17 protein-coding genes are annotated in these 18,873 nt (G+C 62.4%); 14 read left to right on the top strand and 3 right to left on the bottom strand.

Going from position 1 to position 18,873, the window contains the following annotated elements; genetic code table 11:
• Positions 1-79 precede the first annotated feature (79 nt).
• The gene (gene mdeB / locus ACP7BX_RS25855; RefSeq protein WP_426132080.1) at positions 80-2,746 is read right to left on the bottom strand and encodes an alpha-ketoglutarate dehydrogenase; all 2,667 of its coding nucleotides are present in this window, start codon (positions 2,744-2,746) and stop codon (positions 80-82) included.
• A 191-nt stretch (positions 2,747-2,937) separates the two neighbouring features.
• On the opposite strand from mdeB, the gene ACP7BX_RS25850 reads away from it, so the two are divergent.
• The 3 genes from ACP7BX_RS25850 (at position 2,938) to ACP7BX_RS25840 (ending at position 5,680) form a co-directional block, all read left to right on the top strand.
• Positions 2,938-3,852 (top strand): class I SAM-dependent methyltransferase, encoded by a 915-nt coding sequence (locus ACP7BX_RS25850; protein WP_426132081.1) that lies wholly within the window; start codon positions 2,938-2,940, stop codon positions 3,850-3,852.
• Positions 3,853-4,001: 149 nt separating this feature from the next.
• The gene (pcsA, locus tag ACP7BX_RS25845; RefSeq protein ID WP_269133981.1) at positions 4,002-4,721 is read left to right on the top strand and encodes a phosphatidylcholine synthase; all 720 of its coding nucleotides are present in this window, start codon (positions 4,002-4,004) and stop codon (positions 4,719-4,721) included.
• A gap of 179 nt (positions 4,722-4,900) precedes the next feature.
• A complete protein-coding gene (locus tag ACP7BX_RS25840; RefSeq protein WP_033898325.1) occupies positions 4,901-5,680 on the top strand; it encodes a TSUP family transporter in 780 nt (259 codons plus the stop codon).
• Here the strand turns inward: ACP7BX_RS25840 and nudC are convergent.
• Positions 5,648-6,481, bottom strand: coding sequence for an NAD(+) diphosphatase (nudC, locus tag ACP7BX_RS25835; protein ID WP_426132082.1), 834 nt, complete (start codon positions 6,479-6,481; stop codon positions 5,648-5,650). The two genes, ACP7BX_RS25840 and nudC, sit on opposite strands and share 33 nt — an antisense overlap.
• A gap of 5 nt (positions 6,482-6,486) precedes the next feature.
• Positions 6,487-7,299: a crotonase/enoyl-CoA hydratase family protein gene (locus tag ACP7BX_RS25830; protein WP_033898316.1), complete on the bottom strand. Its 813-nt coding sequence runs from the start codon at positions 7,297-7,299 to the stop codon at positions 6,487-6,489.
• 192 nt (positions 7,300-7,491) lie between these two features.
• Here ACP7BX_RS25830 and ACP7BX_RS25825 point away from each other — a divergent pair, with 192 nt between their 5' ends.
• The 11 genes from ACP7BX_RS25825 (at position 7,492) to ACP7BX_RS25775 (ending at position 18,846) form a co-directional block, all read left to right on the top strand.
• A complete protein-coding gene (locus ACP7BX_RS25825) occupies positions 7,492-8,748 on the top strand; it encodes a chloride channel protein (protein ID WP_426132083.1) in 1,257 nt (418 codons plus the stop codon).
• 74 nt (positions 8,749-8,822) lie between these two features.
• The gene (locus tag ACP7BX_RS25820; RefSeq protein ID WP_426132084.1) at positions 8,823-9,377 is read left to right on the top strand and encodes a UPF0149 family protein; all 555 of its coding nucleotides are present in this window, start codon (positions 8,823-8,825) and stop codon (positions 9,375-9,377) included.
• Positions 9,378-9,841: 464 nt separating this feature from the next.
• On the top strand, positions 9,842-10,435 hold the full coding sequence (locus tag ACP7BX_RS25815) for a transposase (protein ID WP_028619777.1): 594 nt from the start codon (positions 9,842-9,844) through the stop codon (positions 10,433-10,435).
• A 59-nt stretch (positions 10,436-10,494) separates the two neighbouring features.
• Positions 10,495-12,078, top strand: coding sequence for a ShlB/FhaC/HecB family hemolysin secretion/activation protein (locus ACP7BX_RS25810; RefSeq protein ID WP_426127841.1), 1,584 nt, complete (start codon positions 10,495-10,497; stop codon positions 12,076-12,078).
• A gap of 24 nt (positions 12,079-12,102) precedes the next feature.
• The gene (locus ACP7BX_RS25805; protein ID WP_426127843.1) at positions 12,103-13,902 is read left to right on the top strand and encodes a DUF2341 domain-containing protein; all 1,800 of its coding nucleotides are present in this window, start codon (positions 12,103-12,105) and stop codon (positions 13,900-13,902) included.
• A gap of 11 nt (positions 13,903-13,913) precedes the next feature.
• Positions 13,914-14,339: an ExbD/TolR family protein gene (locus ACP7BX_RS25800; RefSeq protein ID WP_016980095.1), complete on the top strand. Its 426-nt coding sequence runs from the start codon at positions 13,914-13,916 to the stop codon at positions 14,337-14,339.
• 3 nt (positions 14,340-14,342) lie between these two features.
• The gene (locus tag ACP7BX_RS25795; protein ID WP_033901608.1) at positions 14,343-15,047 is read left to right on the top strand and encodes an energy transducer TonB family protein; all 705 of its coding nucleotides are present in this window, start codon (positions 14,343-14,345) and stop codon (positions 15,045-15,047) included.
• 42 nt (positions 15,048-15,089) lie between these two features.
• Positions 15,090-16,790: a putative porin gene (locus ACP7BX_RS25790; RefSeq protein WP_033901607.1), complete on the top strand. Its 1,701-nt coding sequence runs from the start codon at positions 15,090-15,092 to the stop codon at positions 16,788-16,790.
• Positions 16,791-16,808: 18 nt separating this feature from the next.
• On the top strand, positions 16,809-17,435 hold the full coding sequence (locus ACP7BX_RS25785; RefSeq protein WP_426127846.1) for a DNA repair protein: 627 nt from the start codon (positions 16,809-16,811) through the stop codon (positions 17,433-17,435).
• Positions 17,436-17,455: 20 nt separating this feature from the next.
• Positions 17,456-17,908 (top strand): YbjN domain-containing protein, encoded by a 453-nt coding sequence (locus ACP7BX_RS25780; RefSeq protein WP_080642458.1) that lies wholly within the window; start codon positions 17,456-17,458, stop codon positions 17,906-17,908.
• On the top strand, positions 17,905-18,846 hold the full coding sequence (locus ACP7BX_RS25775) for a peptidylprolyl isomerase (RefSeq protein WP_426127848.1): 942 nt from the start codon (positions 17,905-17,907) through the stop codon (positions 18,844-18,846). Before ACP7BX_RS25780 ends, ACP7BX_RS25775 begins: the two co-directional genes overlap by 4 nt.
• Positions 18,847-18,873: the final 27 nt, after the last annotated feature.

Here is an 18,873-nt window from a genome sequence, read left to right as displayed (position 1 = left end):
AGCGATGTATCAACCGAACATTGGTTGACTGACACTCCGCTATCGCAGGCAAGCCAGCTCCCACAGTTGATCTCTGTGTTCAGGCGATCCAAGACGGATCACGCTCCGTCTGCAAGTCGTACAGTTCAATCGCCTCCTGGCACACCCGCGCCTCCAGACGGCCCTGCTCTACCAACGCCGTCAGCGCCGCCAGCACGATGTGATGGCGGTCCACCTCAAAAAAATCCCGCAACGCCGCCCGTGTATCGCTGCGCCCAAAGCCGTCGGTGCCCAGCACGGTGTAGTTGGAATCCAGGTAAGAGCCAATCATCTGCGGCACGGCCCGCACATAGTCGGACACCGCAATCACCGGTGCGCCTTTGGGCAAGCATTCCTGCACATGGCTGATCCGCGCAGCGGCCTGCGGGTGCAGCCGGCTCCAGCGTTCCACCTCCCGCGCATCCCGCGCCAGCTCGCTGAAACTGGTCACACTGAACACTTCACTCGTCACCTGCCAATCGTCCGCCAGCAACTGTGCCGCCGCTTGCGCCTCGCGTACCAACGTGCCGGACCCGAGCAGGCGCACCTGGGCATTGGTCGTGCCTTGCAGGCGGTACATACCTTTGATAATCGCCGTTTCAACCCCTTCCGGCAGGCTTGGCTGCGGGTAGTTTTCGTTCATCAGGGTCACGTAGTAGAACTCGTCCACATCCTGTTCCAGCATCTGGCGCATGCCGTGGTCGAGGATCACCGCGAATTCCCCGGCGAACGCCGGGTCGTAGGCGCGGCAGTTGGGCACGGTGGCCGCGGTGAGATGGCTGCTGCCGTCCTGATGCTGCAAGCCTTCGCCACCCAGGGTGGTGCGCCCGGCGGTGGCGCCAAGCAGGAAGCCACGCGCACGTTGGTCGGCGGCGGCCCAGATCAGGTCGCCGACGCGCTGGAAGCCGAACATCGAGTAATAGATGTAGAACGGCAACATGCGCAGGCCATGCACCGAATAACTGGTGGCCGCCGCGACCCAGGAACTGATGGCGCTGGCTTCACTGATGCCCTCCTCCAGAATCTGCCCGTCGGTGGCTTCGCGGTAGCTGAGGATCGAGCCGATGTCTTCCGGCTCGTAACGCTGGCCGACACTGGAGTAGATGCCAATCTGCTTGAACAGGTTGGCCATGCCAAACGTGCGCGCTTCATCCGCCACGATCGGCACGATGCGCGGCCCCAGCGCTTTGTCCTTGAGCAGGTTGGTCAACATGCGCACGAACGCCATGGTGGTGGACATTTCCTTGCCGTCGGCTGCCGTGGCGAAGCCGGCGTAACCCGATACGGCCGGCACGCTGACCGGGGCGGCGACCTGGCTGCGACTGGGCACGTAGCCGCCCAACGCTGTGCGGCGCTGGTGCAGATAGCGCAACTCCAGGCTGTCCTCGGACGGTTTGAAAAAGCTCAGGGATTCGGTCTGTTCATCGGTCAGCGGCAACTGGAAGCGATTGCGGAAGGCGATCAACGCATCGCGGTCCAACTTCTTCTGCTGGTGGGTGGTCATCTTGCCCTGCCCGGCTTCGCCCATGCCGAAGCCTTTCTTGGTCTGGGCCAGGATCACCGTGGGTTTGCCTTTGACCCGCCGTGCGGCATGGTAGGCGGCGTGGATCTTGACCATGTCGTGGCCGCCGCGCTTGAGGCGGTCGATCTGCTCATCGCTCATGCCGTCGACCAGCCGGGCCAGGGACTCGCTCTGGCCGAAGAAGTGCTCGCGGTTGTAGGCGCCGTCCTTGGCGGCGAAGGTCTGGAATTGACCGTCAACCGTGTTGGACAAGGTGTTGACCAGCGAACCGTCAGCGTCCTTGGCCAGCAACGCATCCCAGTCCGAGCCCCACACCAGTTTGATCACGTTCCAGCCCGCACCGGCAAACAACGCCTCCAGCTCATCAATGATGCGCCCGTTGCCACGCACCGGGCCGTCGAGGCGTTGCAGGTTGCAGTTGACCACCCAAGTCAGGTTGTCCAGGCCTTCGCGGGCGGCCAGGGTCAGGGCCGACATGCTTTCCGGCTCGTCCATCTCGCCGTCGCCGAAGACGCCCCACACGTGGCGGTCGGTGGTGTCCTGCAAGTTGCGGTGCTGCAAGTAGCGCATGAAGCGCGCCTGGAAGATCGAACTGATGGGGCCAATGCCCATGGAACCGGTGGGGAACTGCCAGAAATCCGGCATCAGCCACGGGTGCGGGTAGCTGGACAGGCCGCGTGCGCCCTGCTTGGGCCCACCTATTTCCTGGCGATAGTGGGCCAGGTCGTTTTCGCTCAAACGGCCTTCAAGGAAGGCTCGTGCATAGATGCCGGGCGCGGAATGCGGCTGATAGAACACCAGATCTCCGCCGAAGCCCTCGTTGCGGGCGCGAAAAAAGTGGTTGAAACCGACTTCGAACAAGTCCGCCGCGCTGGCGTAGCTGGCGATATGACCACCCAGCTCGCCGTAGGCCTGGTTGGCCCGCACCACCATGGCCAAGGCGTTCCAGCGCACCAACGAGGCCAGACGCTCTTCGGTAGCCAGGTCGCCGGGAAATGCCGGTTGCTGCGCCACGCTGATGCTGTTGATGTAGGGCGTGCCATGGCGCGGTTTCCAGTCGATGGGCGGCGCACTGGCGTCCTGGGCCAGCAGGTCGAGAATCTGCCGCGCCCGCGCGGGGCCGGCGTGAGTGACCAGGGACGCCAGGGCGTCGCGCCACTCATCCAACTCTTGCTGATCCATCACCGCATTCGTGAAACCGTTCATGGGCACCTCCGGGCTTTTTTTCCAGTTTATGTCGGTGCGGGAGGATTTTTTGCCTGTTATCAGGCGCACGCCGTTGAATTTTGAGCATGAATCACTGCCAATCGTGTTTTTGCCAGCACGTTATGCTCAAGCAGGACGATAGCCCGCAATTGTGTTTAAAATGCCGCCCGCTCAACGACCGACGTTTAACGATGACCCCAGACGCACTCGCCACCCTGCACACCCACCTGCTCACCGCCCTGGCAGCCCCACCGGCTGAAACCCGCCGCCTGTTCCACGGCCGTGGCCGTTGCTGGCCGGGCCTGGAGCAACTGACGGTGGACTGGTTGCAAGGCGTGCTGCTGGTGGCGTTGTTCAAGGAGCCGGACGCTGCGCAGCTGGACGCCTTGAAGCACTTGCTGCAAACCGAGTTCGGTACGTACACCATCGCCCTGCAACACCGTTACCTGCCGCAAAGCACCACCGAATGGCTGTCGGGCGACCCTGTCGACGAGTTGACCATCACCGAAGGCGGCCTGCGCTACCTGATCGACCTGGGTAAAAAACAGAACAGCGGACTGTTCCTCGACATGCGTTACGGCCGCAACTGGGTACGCGAGCAGGCCAAGGGCCAGCGCGTTCTCAACCTGTTTGCCTACACCTGTGGCTTCTCGGTGGCGGCCATCGAAGGCGGCGCCGACCACGTGGTGAACCTGGACATGGCCCGTGGCGCCCTGAGCCGGGGTCGCGACAACCATCGACTGAATGGTCATGACCTGAGCAACGTCAGCTTCCTCGGCCATGACCTGTTCAAGTCCTGGGCCAAAGTTACCAACAACGGCCCCTACGACCTGGTGATCATTGATCCGCCCTCCTTCCAGAAAGGCAGCTTCCTGCTGACCAAGGACTACCAGCGCGTGCTGCGCCGCCTGCCGGACCTGCTCACGCCACAGGGCACCGTATTGGCGTGCATGAATGACCCGGCCTTCGGCGAAGACTTCCTGATCGACGGTGTCACCCGCGAGGCACCGGGCCTGCGTTTTGTCGAGCGCCTGCAAAACCCGCCGGAATTTCCTGATATTGACGTGCGAAGTGGCTTAAAGGCATTGGTGTTCCGCCAGGGCTGATGCCGAAACGTCTTACGCTTGCTACGCTAAGTGATACACCGGGGTGGTGAACCTTCTTACCCCCTTCCCGGTCGATACCTGCATTCCCCGGCCAGACTCGACGGCGTCACGTCGTCGGCTGCCCTGTTTCACCTTTTGGAGAACCGCCCGTGATATCGACCCTGCATGTAGCCAGACTCAAAGCCTGGGGCGCCCACGGCTTTACCGCCACCGGTGTGGTATTGGCCTTCCTGGCCACCCTGGCGCTGCTGGAAAACTCTCCCAAGGCTTGCCTGCTGTGGCTGGGCCTGGCATTGGTGGTGGACGGGGTTGATGGCTCACTGGCGCGACGGGTGAATGTCAGCACGGTGCTGCCGAGCTTCGACGGCTCGGTGCTGGACCTGGTGATCGATTACCTCACCTACGTGTTCATCCCCGCTCTGTTTATCTATCGCTATATCGACCTGCCGGACTTTACCCATCTCTTCACGGTGTCGGTGATCCTGGTGTCGTCGCTGTTCTGCTTCTGCAACGTCAACATGAAGAGCAAGGACAACTACTTCGTCGGCTTCCCCGCCGCATGGAATGTGGTGGCCTTGTGCGTCTATATCATCCAGCCGGAAGCCTGGGTCACCTTGCTCACCGTGATCGGCCTGGCCCTGCTGACTGTGACGCCGATGAAATTCCTGCACCCGTTCCGGGTGAAACGGTTCATGCCGATCAACATCGCAGTAACCACGATCTGGCTGCTGTGCAGCTTCTTGATGGTGATGGATTACCCGAACACCAACCCGTGGACGTTTGGCTTGTGGTCAGTGATGTCGGCGTATTTCCTGGGGATTTGTATCTGGCGGACGGCGTTGGAGTGGCTGGAGAAGCGTCACGGTTAAAAATGTGGGAGCGGGCTTGCTCGCGAATGCTGATTGTCAGTCGGTACATTGGGTACTGATACACCGCATTCGCGAGCAAGCCCGCTCCCACATTTGGATTTGCGTATGGCGGGCGAGTAAGATGGCGGCCTTTCGCCCAGCCCCTTCGCTGCGCACCCTGCCAATAATAAGCCCTGCCCATGCCCTTCGAACTCAGCGTAGACCTCACCACCCTGGCCATCCTGGCGGTTGTCGCCTTTATCGCCGGTTTCATCGACGCCATCGCCGGCGGTGGCGGTTTGCTCACCACCCCTGCGCTGCTCACCGCTGGCATGCCGCCGCACCTGGTACTGGGCACCAACAAGCTCAGTTCCACCTTTGGCTCGGCCACCGCCAGTTTCACCTTCTATCGGCGCAAGCTATTCCATCCGCGCCAGTGGGTGCATGCCATCGTCGGCACGTTGATCGGTGCGTTGACCGGCGCCGTGGTCGCCCATTACCTGCCCGCTGAAACCCTGAACAAGATGCTGCCGGTGATTGTGTTCGCCTGCGGTGTGTACCTGTTGTTCGGTGGCACGCCCAAGGCGCCGCTGGACGCCGATGCGCCGATCAAGAAGAAATGGCAATCCACCCAAGGCTTCGGCCTGGGCTTCTACGATGGCGTGGCCGGCCCCGGCACCGGGGCGTTCTGGACCGTGAGCACGATGTTGTTGCACCCCATCGACCTGGTGAAAGCCAGCGGCGTGGCGCGCAGCATGAACTTCGTCAGCAACGCGGCGGCGCTGACGGTGTTCATCATCAACGGTTCGGTGGACTGGATCGTCGGCCTGGCCATGGGCGTGTCGGTGATGTGTGGCGCGTTCTTTGGCGCACGCAGCGCAATCAGCGGCGGCGCCAAATTCATTCGCCCGGTGTTCATCACCGTGGTCCTTGGCCTGACCGTGCGCTTAGCCTGGCAGCACTGGTTCAGCGTGGCCTAGACGACGGGCCAGGTAGAGGTCGATCAGGTAACGCGCAATCGACCGTGACGCCGGCAGCGGCGGCAAGTCGTGGATGTTGAACCACTGCGCGTCTTCGATCTCGTCGGCCTGGGGCACGATATCACCGCCGGCGTACTCGGCATGGAAGCCCAGCATCATCGAATGCGGGAACGGCCAGCACTGGCTACCCATGTACTGGATGTTCTTGACCTCCACCTGCACTTCCTCGCGCACCTCGCGGATCAGGCAGTCTTCGGCCGACTCGCCCGGCTCGGCAAACCCCGCCAACGTGCTGTACACCCCCGTGACAAAGCGCGGCGAACGCGCCAGCAGGATCTCGTCGCCACGGGTCACCAGCACGATCATGCTGGGCGAAATACGCGGATAGCTGCGCAAATCGCAGGCCTGGCAATGCATCGCACGCTCACGTGGTACCTGGACCATGGCCTGGCCGCAACTCCCACAAAACCGGTGTTCCCGCGCCCAGGTGCCGATCTGCGCCGCGTAGCCCAGCACCTTGTAAAGGGTGTGATCGCCTTGCAGCATGAAGCCGCGCAGCCCCTGCCAGCTGCAACCCGGCACTTCAGTAGAAGCATTGAGTTCCAGCAGGTACACCGGCTCGCCGTCGAGGTGGCCGATGCCGTGTTCGGCGAACACCGACAAATTCTGGCGCTTGAGCCATTCCCGGGGGAACAGCGGGCCGTTGGTGTCATGCAAAAAGCCGTCGCGGCTGCGGGCGACGGCCCAGCCGCCGGGGGTGTCGTTGTCCAGCAGCGTTGTGGTAATCCAGCCTGGGGTCATGTCAGTCAATCCACGAATTCGGGTTTCTGCTTACTCATGTGGGCCGCGATGGCCACGCGCAGGTCGTTGGATTGCAACATAGCCGAGTTCCAGGTGGCAACGTATTCCAAGCCATCATTGACTGTGTGGTCACGCATGTAGCTGATCATGGCCTTGGTGCCGGTGACCGCAATCGGCGATTTGGCGGCGATTTCATGGGCGATGTCCATGACCCCGGCCAACAGGCTGTCCTGATCGGGATAGACCCGATTGACCAGGCCGATGCTGCGCGCCTCTTCAGCGCCAAACTGACGGCCGGTGTAAGCCAGCTCCCGCAGCATGCCGTCACCGATGATGCGCGGCAGGCGTTGCAAAGTGCCGACGTCAGCGGCCATGCCGATGTCGATTTCCTTGATGGAAAATTGCGCGCCCTCGGCGGCGTAGCGCATATCGCAGGCGCTGATCAGGTCGATGGCACCGCCGATGCAGTAACCCTGGATCGCCGCCAACACCGGCTTGCGGCAGTTGTCGACGGCATTGAACGAGGCTTGCAGCTCCAGGATCTTGCGCCGCAGCAAGCGCGCGTTGCGGCCCACGTCCTTGCCGAATTCATTGGCCACCGAGGCCAGCATCATCAGGTCGATGCCGGAAGAGAAATGCTTGCCGGCACCGCTGAGCACCACGGCGCGTACGGCGTCGGTGTCTTCGACCCACTGGAAGATGTCAATGATTTCGGTCCAGAACACCGCGTTCATCGCGTTGATCTTTTCCGGGCGGTTGATCTGCACATGGGCAACGTTGCCGGTGAGTTCGACGACGAAAGCTTGGTATTCGGACATGGCAGTGATCCCTGACTGGCGAGTGATAAGGCCCGAACTATAACAAGGGAACGCGACGGCACATCGGCCAAAAACGGGACGGGCAAAGGTAATGGAATGTTGTGGCCGCGCGGTTCATGCAGCGCCGATACATTTCATCCAGGGCCGTCGATTTATCGGCTATACAATCAGGGCCATTGCCTGGAGCCGCCTATGCCGACCCCGTTTCGCTCATCCTTGATCCTCGCCCTGGTGGTCGTGCTGACCGGCATCGGCGCCGGGTTGGGCGGGATGTTGCTGGCGTTGCTGCTGCATGGCATTCAGCACCTGGCCTACGGTTATAGCCTGGACAGCCTGGTCAGCCATGAAACCTTCCTGCTGGGTGTGACGGCGGTGGCACCTGAGCGACGGCTGTTGGTGCTGGTGATATGCGGCCTGGTCGCGGGAGTGGGCTGGTGGGTGATTTATCGCTATGGCCGGCCATTGGTGAGCATCAAGCAAGCGGTGTCGGAAAAGATGCCGATCATGCCGCCCAAGACCACCCTCGCCCACGCCTTGCTGCAGATCATCACCGTGGCCCTGGGTTCGCCCCTGGGCCGTGAAGTGGCACCACGGGAAGTCGGTGCGTTGGTCGCCACCTGGTTATCCCAGCGCGCGCGACTCGACCCGCAGATGCATCGCTTGATCGTCGCCTGTGGCGCCGGTGCGGGCCTGGCGGCGGTGTACAACGTGCCGTTGGGTGGCGCGGTGTTTGTGCTGGAAGTGCTGGTGGGCGCATTCAGTTGGCCAGCGGCGGTGATTGCGTTGGCGACCTCGGCGATTGCAGCGTCGGTGGCGTGGATCGGGTTGGGTGCGCAATCGCAATATGGGGTCCCGCACTTTGGGTTGAACCCTGCCCTGATCGCCTGGGCGGTGGTCTGCGGCCCGGTCTTCGGCGTGGCGGCGTACGCTTTCATGCAGCTCACTGGCAAGGCGCGGGCGAATGCCGCCAGGGGCTGGCGCCTGCCAGTGCTGTCATTGATCAACTTCACGATCATCGGCGGCTTGGCGATGGTATTGCCGCAAATCCTCGGCAATGGCAAAGGCCCGGCGCAGCTGGGTTTCGACAATGAACTGACGATTGGGCTAGCGGCATTGTTGCTAGTGGTTAAAGTCCTGATCACCACCAGCAGCCTGCGCGCCGGCGCCGAAGGCGGCTTGCTCACCCCCGGCCTGGCCAACGGCGCCTTGCTGGCGACCCTCCTCGGCGGCGCCTGGAGCCTGGTGTGGCCTGGCGTGCCGCTGGGCGCATTCGCAATCATCGGCGCCGCCGCCTTCCTGGCCGCCAGCATGAGCATGCCGTTGACCGCGATTGTGCTGGTGGCGGAATTCACCCGCATCGACCATGACTTCCTGGTGCCGATCATCCTCGCAGTAGTCGGCTCGATGTGCGTCAGCAAGCTGTGCAACCACTGGGAAAATGCTGGATAAAACCCCGCACACACGCCATCCTTCGCGCTTTAAGCCGCCCATTCGCGGCGTTCGACGTTTAAAGGATATGCCCCATGCACGCCCAACCCCTCACCCCCGCCGAATTCGAGTTCATCGAAAACACCCTGCTCAAGTACGGCGACGACCACTCGGTGCTGAACCTGGCCGAACTCGACGGCTACTTCACCGCGCTGGTCTCCAGCCCGGTCCAGGTGGACGTGGCCGAGTGGTTCCCCGCGATCTGGGGCGGCCAGAACCCGGAATGGGACAACATGGACGAAGCGCAAAGCTTCCTCGAACTGTGCGTGCGCCACCTCAACACCCTGGCCGCACAACTGTCCAGCGACGCCAACAGCTTCAACGCCCGCTTCGACGAAACCGAACACCAAGGCCACCCCGTGACCCTCGCCGAAGAATGGTGCTTTGGCTACATCCGCGGCGCTGCCATCGGCAACTGGCCGGAACTGCCGGCAGAACAAGCTGCACTGCTGGAAAAAATCTCCTGGTGCGCCGAACAAGACAACTTCGAACTCCCGGCCGACCTGGATGTGCAAGCACACCAGCAACGCGTCAGCGAAATCGAACCGGCAGCGCGGGAGCTGCATGATTACTGGTTGGCAAAACGATAATTCAGCTTTTGCCCTGCTCTGGTTTTTGATCTTGATCTTAAGCGCCCCGTCAAACACGCTGGCCGGAATTCGGCAGGGATTTGGGGGGTAAACCGGCAGGGATGCCGGTTTAGCCGCCCCGCGCCATGGATGGCGCGTGGCGGCGGCCCCCCAAATCACTGTCGGATTACGGGCATACCGAGCCTAGGCGAGGTACCGAGTGTTGGGGCGAAGGCCTTTTGCTTACTTTTGGGCCTTTCCAAAAGTGAGCCGCTGTAAGAGCGGAACCATAAGTAGCCGTTACCTAAATAACGGATATGTACACCATAAAAAATGCCCCCCACCCAATCCAAAATGAAGCTTTCATGACAAAAGTTCGGTAGCCCATGGCCACTCCCGTCTCCTCTGTGTAACGCGCTTGAGCCCACCAGAACGTTGGGCTTTTCAGCCGCAAGCAGGATGCCAGGAGTGGGGCGATGGGAACTATGGAACGTTACTCGAAAGTCGGCATGCAGGAGCTCGACCAGCGCCTGTCGAAGATCGTCGAAGCCGCGCGCAAGAAGCCGGTGTCGGTCTATCGCTACGGCGCACCCTGGGTCTGGATCGTCTCCCAGGAAGACTGGCAAGGCGCTCGCAAGGAAGTCTCCAGCTACATCCCGGCAGGCCATTCCCTGGTGCTGCTGCGCCCACAGATCGACGAAGTGCTCGACCAGCACCGTGACTGGCTCACCGCCGAACCCGCGATGTCGATCGCCCCGCACACCGTGCTGCAGATCCTGCTGCTGCAACTGCTGTACTCGGTGCCCAGCGAACAACAGCTGCATGAACAGCTGAACTACAACCTGCTGTTCCGCTGGTTCGTCGGCCTGGACCTCAACCAAAAGGTCTGGAGCATTCACGTACTGACCCGCGACATCGCCACGCTGCTGAACAACCCGCGTGCGGTGCAACTCATCCAAAAAATCATCGGTGACGTGTTTTGTGGCGCCTTGCTGCACATGCCGGAGTTCTCGTTGAACTTCGCCCTGTTGCACACCTGGCTGGCACGCCACGGCAGCACTTCGATCACCAGCAATTGAGCAGGCCGCACGCCGGGCATCCGGCGACGGCGCAAAAAATCAGACAGTCAGGGGGCGGTGTGGAGCATCTGTTCAAATTAACGTTGGCGCTGTGTTGCGTGACGCTGGGGAGCCTGGCGCAACCGGTGTTGGCCGAGGAGGAAGAGGGCGCGCGTAAGGTCGACGTCAACGAGTACTTCGTGCGCGGCAATACGGTGCTGGATGCGGCGACGATCGAGGAGGCGGTGTATCCGTTCCTGGGGCCGCAAAAGACCTTGGGCGATATCGAAGGCGCGCGCGATGCGTTGCAGAAGATCTACCAGTCGCGTGGCTATCAGTCGGTGTTTGTCGAGCTGCCGGAGCAGAAGGTCGATGACGGTATCGTCTACCTGCAGGTCAGCGAGACCAAGGTCGGCCGTGTGCGCGTGGTCGGTGCCAAGCACTATTCGCCGGTGGAAATCCGCGAGCAGGTGCCGGCTCTGGAGGAGGGCGCGGTGCCGGACTTTGCCACGGTGCAAACCCAGTTGGCGGGCCTCAATCGCGGCGCTGGGCGCCAGGTCACGCCGCTGGTGCGCGAGGGCCAACGCCCCGGCACCATGGATGTGGATTTGCAGGTGGAAGACCAGAACCCCTGGCACGCCAGTATCGGCCTGAACAACGACTACAGCGCCGACACCGAAAAGCTGCGCTCGGTGGCGACCCTGGGGTACGACAACCTTTGGCAACTGGGTCACAGCATTTCCCTGACCTACTTCACCGCGCCCCAGGACACCGAAAATGCCAAGGTCTGGTCGGGCTCCTACAGCGCGCCATTGGATGAGCGCTGGACCTTGCAGTTCTCCGGTTACCAGTCCGACAGCAACATCGCCACCATCGGCGGCAGCAACGTGCTGGGCAAGGGTCATTCCTACGGTGTATCGGCCATCTACAACCTGCCAGCGGCGGGCAACTGGGCCAACTCGTTCTCGTTTGGCGTGGACTTCAAGGACTTCGACGAACAGATGAAGTTCGGCTCCAGCAGCGACCAGGTGCCCCTCAAATACGCGCCATTCACATTCGGCTACAACGGTTTTCGCTACACCGAACAAGCGCAGTTGGGCCTGGGTTTGAACCTGGTGGTGGGTACTCGCGCGTTCTTCGGCTACGGCAGCGATGCCGAAGAGTTCGAGTACAAACGCTACAAGGCCAGCGCCAGTTTTGCCGTGCTCAAGGGCGACCTGAATTACACCTACACCTTCGCCAACGACTGGCAGTCGGCAACCAAGGGCGGCTTCCAGCTGGCGTCGGGGCCGCTTGTGTCCAACGAGCAGTATTCCGCAGGCGGCGCCACATCGGTGCGCGGTTACCTCGCGGCGGAGCGCACCGGGGATGAGGGGTACTTGCTCTCCCAGGAACTGCGCACGCCGTCCCTGGCCAAGTTCCTTGGCAGTTATGTGCAGGAGTGGCGCTTCTACGCGTTCGCCGAAGGCGCGCGCATGCGCCTGCACGATCCGCTGCCCGAGCAAGAAGACGAATACAGCCTGGCCAGCGTTGGCTTGGGCACCCGCGCCAGTTTGAGCAAATGGTTGTCCGGCAGCCTGGATTGGGGCTACCCGCTGCTCGATGGACCGAACACCCAGAAACAGGACTCGCGACTGCACTTCAGTGTGCAGGCGACTTTCTGACTTTTTCTTCCGGAGACTTCACCCATGCAACGCCTATTCCTGAGCCTGTTGATCTGCCTGGGCTTCACGCTCCCGGCCACCGCCCATGCCTGGTGGCAGGACGACTGGCACTACCGCAAACAGATTTCGGTGGACACCACCGCCCAAGGCGCCGCGATCAACCAGGCCCTGGGCCGTACCGCGCTGCTGGTGCGCTTGCACACCGGTAACTTCACCTTTGACGGGGTCAAGGATGACGGCGCCGACCTGCGTTTTGTGAGCGCCGATGACAAAACCGTGTTCAATCACCAGATCGAGAGCTTCGACCCATTGATGGGCATGGCGCTGATCTGGGTCGATGTGCCCAAAGTCGAAGGCGGTCAGCGCCAGGACCTGTGGATGTACTACGGCAACCAGAAGGCCCCGGCCACCGCCAACGGCCAGCTGACGTTCGACCCGAACTACACCGCGCTCTACCATTTTGACGGGGCCAACGGCACACCGGCCCGCGACACCACGGCCTACGCCAACACCGCGTTGAACGCCACCGGTGCCAGCATCGACGGTGTGATCGGCCGTGCCTTGCAGCTCAGTGGTCAACCCCTGATGTTGCCGGCCAGCCCTTCGCTGCAACACGCGGCGGGTGGCGCGTTCACCTTCAGTGCCTGGTTGCGCCTGGACCAGGCCAGTGGCGAACAAGTCGTGCTTGCCCGCCGCGATGGCCCCCATAGCCTGTTGCTGGGCTTGAACCAAGGCATGCCGTTCGTGGAAATCGACGGCCAGCGCGCCGTGTCGAGCCAACCGCTGAACCCCGGCCAATGGCAGCACCTGGCGTTCACCGCCGAGGGTGACAAGGTCTCGCTGTATGTGAATGGCCGTGAAACCGCCATCCTGGCCGTTGCCTTGCCGGCGTTCAATTCTCAGTTGGCCATCGGTGCCGATCTGCCGGAAGCGGGCAGCACGCACTTGCCATTCGCCGGAGCCATCGATGAGCTGCGTCTGTCCAAGGTAGCGCGTCCGGCGGCACTGTTGCTGGCCGATGCCAGCGCCCAGGGCGCCGAGTCGAAACTGGTGGCCTATGGCGTCGATGAAGAACAGTCCGGCTTCGGTTTCGGCAGCTTGGGCTTCTTGCTCAACGCGGTGCCGGTGGATGCCTGGGTGATCATCCTGGTGCTGGTGGCGATGATGTTCCAATCGTGGGTGATCATGCTGCGCAAGAACCGCCAGGTCAGCCGTGTGAGCAGCGCCAACGAGGTGTTCCGCGAGCATTTTGCGCAGATCGGCACACGCTTGGAGATGTACGCCGACGACGCCCAGTTGGGTGAACGCCTGGCCCATTCTTCGCTCTGGCGCCTGTACCTGGTGGCGGTCAAGGAGATCCGCACCCGCCGTGCCCAGGGCGCGGACACCTCGTCGGTCTCGGCCGCGACCATCGAAGCCATCCGCTGCTCGATGGACGGCGTGCGCACCCGCGAAAACCAGGCGCTCAGTTCCAAACTTTCGACCCTGTCCAACGCTATCGCCGGCGGCCCTTATATCGGCCTGCTCGGCACGGTGCTGGGGATCATGGTGGTGTTCCTCGGCACGGCCATGGCCGGCGATGTGAACATCAACGCGATTGCCCCCGGTATGGCGGCGGCGTTGCTGGCCACGGCCATGGGCCTGTTTGTCGCGATCCCGGCGTTGTTTGGCTACAACCGCCTGATCACGCGCAACAAGGAAGTCAGCGCGGACATGCGTGTGTTTGTCGACGAGTTCATCACCCGCCTGGCGGAGATGCACGGCCAGAGCCAGCACAGTGAAGCGGCGCATCGTCGTGACCATCACGCCGCTGTTCCGGCCTGAGGAGAACCGCCATGGCTTCCGTAAATACCTCCCACGACGATGACGATGATGCCGCCGTCGACAGCATCAACATCACGCCCCTGGTGGACGTGCTGATGGTGGTGCTGGTGATGTTTATCCTCACCGCCACCGCCCAGGTCTCGGGCATCCAGATTCACCTGCCCAAGGCCAGCGCTTCGGTGTCGTTGTCGGAGGCCAAGACCAAGGCCATCTCCGTGAACGACGGTGGCCAGGTGTTCCTCGACGCCTACCCGGTGACCCTCGGTGAGCTGGAAGAACGCCTGCGCATCGAGAAAGCGCTGAACCCGGACTTCCCGGTGATCGTGCGTGGCGATGCGATGGTGCAGTACCAGAAGGTGATTGAAGTACTCGACCTGCTGCGTCGACTGGAACTGTCCCAGGTCGGGTTGGTTACCGGCAAACCGAGCCAGGGCTGAGTCATGACTGCACAGATCCCGATTGCGCCCTTGCCCGTGAAAAAGAAGCCACCGTTGCGCCCATTGAAGTGGGGTGCCGGCCTGTTGCTGGGCGCCGTGGCGGCCTGGTGCTTGTGGCAATGGGCCAATGACATGAGCGGCGTGCGCCGCGAAGCGCCGAAGGTGCCGACGATCATCCCGTTGCCGCCGCCACCGCCACCACCGCCGGAAAAGCCCAAGGAACCTGAGCCCCAGGTCGAAGAAAAAATCCCGGAACCGGTGCCAAGCCCCGAACCCGAGGAGGTCAAGCCGGCTGAGGAAGCGCCGCCTTCGCCTAACGAAGACTTGGCCAACCCGATGCAGATCGACGGCGACGCGCAGTCCGGTAATGACGGTTTCAACATCGGCGCCGGCAAGGGCGGCGGCATGGCCGGCAGTGGCGGCGGCGGGTTGGGGACGGGCACCTACAAGCAGTACCTGGCCGGCACTTATCAGCGGCTGATGCGCGAAGACCCTGAGCTGCGCAAGAAGGCGTTTTCGATACAGATAGACCTGTGGTTGGGCGCCGAGGGCCAGGTCACCAAAGCTTTGGTGGCCAAGTCCAGCGGGGATGCCGAGACCGACGCGCAGATGCTCGCCTTGATCCAGGCGCCGCGCGCCACACAGAAACCGCCGGCGTCGTTGACGCTGCCCATGCGCCTGTCGCTCAAGGGCCGGCGTCCGGATTGAACACACCCTATTTCAACGGTTTTTTACAGGAGTTGCGTACACATGATTTCCCCCGTGAATCGACTGACCCTGGCGGTCGGCATGGTCATCGCGACCCTGGTCGGCCAGGCGGCTGCAGCCCCGGTCGCGCCCTCGGAAAACGTCACCATCAACCTGATCCGCCTGTTGGTGCAGCAAGGCGTGTTGACCCAGGACACCGCCAACGGGCTGATCGCCCAGGCCGAAAAAGAGGCCCAGCAGGCACGCCAGGCCAATGCCGCGCCGGTGGTGGCCGCAGGTCCGGCTGCAGCGCCGGGTGACGTGCGTGTGCAATACGTGCCGCAGGCGGTGAAGGATCAGATCCGCGACCAGGTCAAGGCTGAAGTCATGGCCACCGCCAAGCAGGAAAACTGGGCCCAGCCCAACACCTTCCCGGACTGGGTCTCGCGCATCAGCTTTGATGGTGATATCCGCCTGCGGGACGAGTCGCGTTACTTCTCGGGCAACAACAGCAACGAGATCGTCGACTACGCCAAGCTCAATGAAAGCGGCCCGTACGACACCAACAAGGACACCAACACCAAGCTGCCGCCGTTGCTCAATACCACCAAGGACCGCGAAAACCTGTTCCGCCTGCGCGCACGCCTGGGCATGAAAGCGGTGCTGTCACCCGACTGGACGGCCGGCATCCGTGTGGGCACCGGTTCCGACAACAACCCGGTGTCCACCACCCAGACCCTGGGCGGCGGCTTTGGCAAGAAAGACATCTGGCTCGACCAGGGCTACCTGAGCTGGAAGGCCACCCCGGACGTGACCCTCACCGCCGGCCGTTTCGCCAACCCGTTCTACTCCACGGACATGATGTATTCGGGCGACCTGAACTTCGACGGTATTGCCGCCAATTTCAACCACGCCCTGAACAGCCAGTGGGGCCTGTTCGGCACCTTGGGTGCGTTCCCGGTGGAGTACACCTCCGACTCAGCCAGCAGCAACGGCTTCGACAAGGAAGACAGCGAGACCAAGTGGCTGTTTGGCGGGCAGATCGGCGCCAACTGGAAGATCAACCGCGAGAACAGCCTGAAGGGCGCAGTGGCCTACTACCACTTTGACGATATCGAAGGTAAGCGCTCCGGCGCCTGCCAGCCGTGGTCCGGCCAGCCGGCGTGTGACAGCGACGGCTCGCGCCTGGCCTTCATGCAGAAGGGCAACAGTGTGTTCCTGCTGCGCGACATCACGCCGAATCCGGCCACTCCGGGCCTGACCCCGCAACCGCAGTTCGTCGGTCTGGCATCCAAGTTCGACGTGCTCGACCTGAACCTGGCCTGGGATGCCGAGCTGCCCAGCGATTTCAAGCTGCGCACCCAAGGCAACTTCATCCACAACCTGGCCTACGACAAGGGCGAGATGCTCAAGCGCAGCGAAGGCGAGATCGTCAACAACATCAACAGCAAGGGCCAGTTTGAAAGTGGCGGCAATGCGCTGATGGTCTCGTTCACCCTCGGCAGCGCGCTGGAAATGCGCAAGCGCGGCGATTGGAACGTGTTGGCTGGCTACAAATACATCCAGCCTGACGCCTTGCCTGACGGCTTCAACGACTCGTCGTTCCACCTGGGCGGCACCAACGCCAAGGGTTATTTCATTGGCGCCAACTACGGCATCGAAAAGAACATCTACGCCAGTGCGCGTTGGTTGAGCGCGTCCGAAGTGTACGGCGCGCCGTTCGAAGTCGATGTGATGCAACTGGAACTCAACACGCGCTTTTGATGCGCACGGAGATGCCACATGAACACGCGAATCTGCGGGCTGTTGTTGCTGCTGGTCACCACCGGCGCGTCGGCTGAAGGCATGGAGGAACGCCTGCGTACGCAACTGCGCAGCACCACCCAGAAATTGCAGGCCCTGCAAAGCGAACAGGCCCAGGCCAGCGCCGCGCGGATTGCGGCGGAAAACCAGGCCAAGCAGGCCCAGGCGCAAATCAAGCAATTGACCGCCGAACTCGCCCAGGCCCGTGGCGTGGCCGAGCAAATGGCCGGCCAGCAACAGAGCCTGCACAGCCAGGCACAGGCCCAGGTGGCGGCCAGCAACGAGCAGATCGGCAAGTTCAAGAAGGCCTATGACGAACTGCTGGTGCTGGCCAAGGGCAAAGAGGCCGAGCGTGCGCGCTTGCAGGCACAACTGAGCGACCGTGACACACAAGTGCAGCAATGTTCAGTCAAGAATCAACAGATGTACGGCGTGGCCCAGCAGTTGCTCGCGGCCTACGAAAAAATCGATGTGGCCGAGGTGATGAGTATTCGCCAGCCCTTCGCCAGCAGCGCGCGGGTCAAGTTCGAGGAACTGGCCCAGGGCTTTGGCGATGATTTGTACAAGAGCCGTTTCGATGCGCCCCAGGCAACCGCCAATCATTGATCGACAGGGAAGAAATCACCATGAGCGAATTGATCACCAGCGTCACCACCCAGAGCCTCACCGAGCTGTTGCAGGAAGCCGGTTACCGGGTCAACCAGACTGAACAAAATGGCATCGTGCAATTGCTCAGTGCCAGCCAGGGCATCGGTTTTGCCGTGCGCTTTGGCAACCCGGCGGCGGAGCAGGGTACGTATGTGGATTTCACCTACAGCTGCGCGCTGCGCATCCAGGGCGAATTGCCCGAAGGCCTGGCCCAGGTGTGGAACGCATCGCGACGTTTTGCGCGGTTGTCGGTGCAGGGCGAGTTTTTGTTGATGGAGATGGACGTGGTGGTAGCCGGCGTTGGCGCCACGCACCTGCGCAGCCAGTTGGAGCTGTGGGATCGTCTGTTGCAGGAATTCATCGTCTACCTGCGTGAATACAGCCAGCAGGCCGCGCAGTTGCAGGCTGAAGCCGAGGCGCCGGTATTGTGAAGAAACCAACCCTGATGGTCGGCGCGGGTGCGCTGGCCTTGCTGGTGGTGGCGGTGGGCTTGAGCCTGCGGCCGGGCAGTGACCCGGTGGCGGCGCAGCAACCGGCGCCGGTGATCAATCCTGTATCGGGCGGCCCGGCGGTGGCCCGCCTGGGCAATCAGCAGATCGACCTGACGGAACTGAAAACCGTACTGGCCAGCCTGCCTGCCGAGTCCCGTGAGCAGTTGCGCGGTAACCGTGGCGCGTTGGAAACCTGGATTCGTTCACGCCTGGCACAAAAGGCCGTGCTTGAACAGGCCGACGCCCAGGGTTGGCGCCAGCGCCCGGACGTGGAGCAGCAGACCCGCGCCGCCGCCGAGCAGATCGTGTTCCGCGACTACATGCTCTCGGTCAGCCAGGTGCCGGCCGATTACCCGAGTGCGGCGGAGTTGCAGCAGGCCTACGACAGTGGCAAGGCGCAATGGGTGACACCGCCGTTGTACCGGGTGAGCCAGATTTTCCTGGCGACCAATGACCCGCAAACCGTCGACAACGTGCGCCGCCAGGCCCAGGAACTGAGCCGTCGTGCCCAGGCTGCGCCGGGTGATTTCGCCGCCCTGGCCACGCAGTTTTCCCAGGACACCGACTCCGCCGCACGCGGTGGCGACTCGGGCATGCAGCCTTTGCAACAGCTGGTGCCGGAAGTCCGCAGTGTCGTGTCGCGCCTCAAAGTCGGCGCCGTGTCGGACGTGGTGCAGAGCGCGGCGGGGTTTCATGTGCTCAAGCTCACCGGCCAGCAACCGGCGCGTACCGCGACCCTCGACGAACTGCGTGAGCGCCTGACCCAGGCCCTGCGTGCCCAGCGCCAAGAGCAGATCGCCAAGGCTTACCTCGAAGGCATGCTTAACACCGCAACCCTGAGTATCGACGGCGCCGAGTTGAACAAGGTGCTGGAGTAACCCGCGTCAACCCGCATTGGATGCACA

Source organism: Pseudomonas sp. DWP3-1-3b3, from assembly GCF_049896305.1.
Taxonomy (GTDB): domain Bacteria; phylum Pseudomonadota; class Gammaproteobacteria; order Pseudomonadales; family Pseudomonadaceae; genus Aquipseudomonas; species Aquipseudomonas azotoformans_A.
Note: the sequence above shows the minus strand (reverse complement) of the source record. Positions and strands in the feature narration are given on the sequence as shown.

Bases quoted from the DNA above. Each gene is read 5' to 3' on its own strand.
- ACP7BX_RS25790 (WP_033901607.1), top strand. From the start codon at position 15,090: ATGATTTCCCCCGTGAATCGACTGACCCTGGCGGTCGGCATGGTCATC.
- ACP7BX_RS25815 (WP_028619777.1), top strand. From the start codon at position 9,842: ATGGAACGTTACTCGAAAGTCGGCATGCAGGAGCTCGACCAGCGCCTG.
- ACP7BX_RS25830 (WP_033898316.1), bottom strand. From the start codon at position 7,299: ATGTCCGAATACCAAGCTTTCGTCGTCGAACTCACCGGCAACGTTGCC.
- ACP7BX_RS25800 (WP_016980095.1), top strand. From the start codon at position 13,914: ATGGCTTCCGTAAATACCTCCCACGACGATGACGATGATGCCGCCGTC.
- ACP7BX_RS25840 (WP_033898325.1), top strand. From the start codon at position 4,901: ATGCCCTTCGAACTCAGCGTAGACCTCACCACCCTGGCCATCCTGGCG.
- ACP7BX_RS25795 (WP_033901608.1), top strand. From the start codon at position 14,343: ATGACTGCACAGATCCCGATTGCGCCCTTGCCCGTGAAAAAGAAGCCA.
- ACP7BX_RS25825 (WP_426132083.1), top strand. From the start codon at position 7,492: ATGCCGACCCCGTTTCGCTCATCCTTGATCCTCGCCCTGGTGGTCGTG.
- ACP7BX_RS25820 (WP_426132084.1), top strand. From the start codon at position 8,823: ATGCACGCCCAACCCCTCACCCCCGCCGAATTCGAGTTCATCGAAAAC.
- ACP7BX_RS25785 (WP_426127846.1), top strand. From the start codon at position 16,809: ATGAACACGCGAATCTGCGGGCTGTTGTTGCTGCTGGTCACCACCGGC.
- mdeB (WP_426132080.1), bottom strand. From the start codon at position 2,746: ATGAACGGTTTCACGAATGCGGTGATGGATCAGCAAGAGTTGGATGAG.
- ACP7BX_RS25780 (WP_080642458.1), top strand. From the start codon at position 17,456: ATGAGCGAATTGATCACCAGCGTCACCACCCAGAGCCTCACCGAGCTG.
- ACP7BX_RS25850 (WP_426132081.1), top strand. From the start codon at position 2,938: ATGACCCCAGACGCACTCGCCACCCTGCACACCCACCTGCTCACCGCC.
- ACP7BX_RS25805 (WP_426127843.1), top strand. From the start codon at position 12,103: ATGCAACGCCTATTCCTGAGCCTGTTGATCTGCCTGGGCTTCACGCTC.
- nudC (WP_426132082.1), bottom strand. From the start codon at position 6,481: ATGACCCCAGGCTGGATTACCACAACGCTGCTGGACAACGACACCCCC.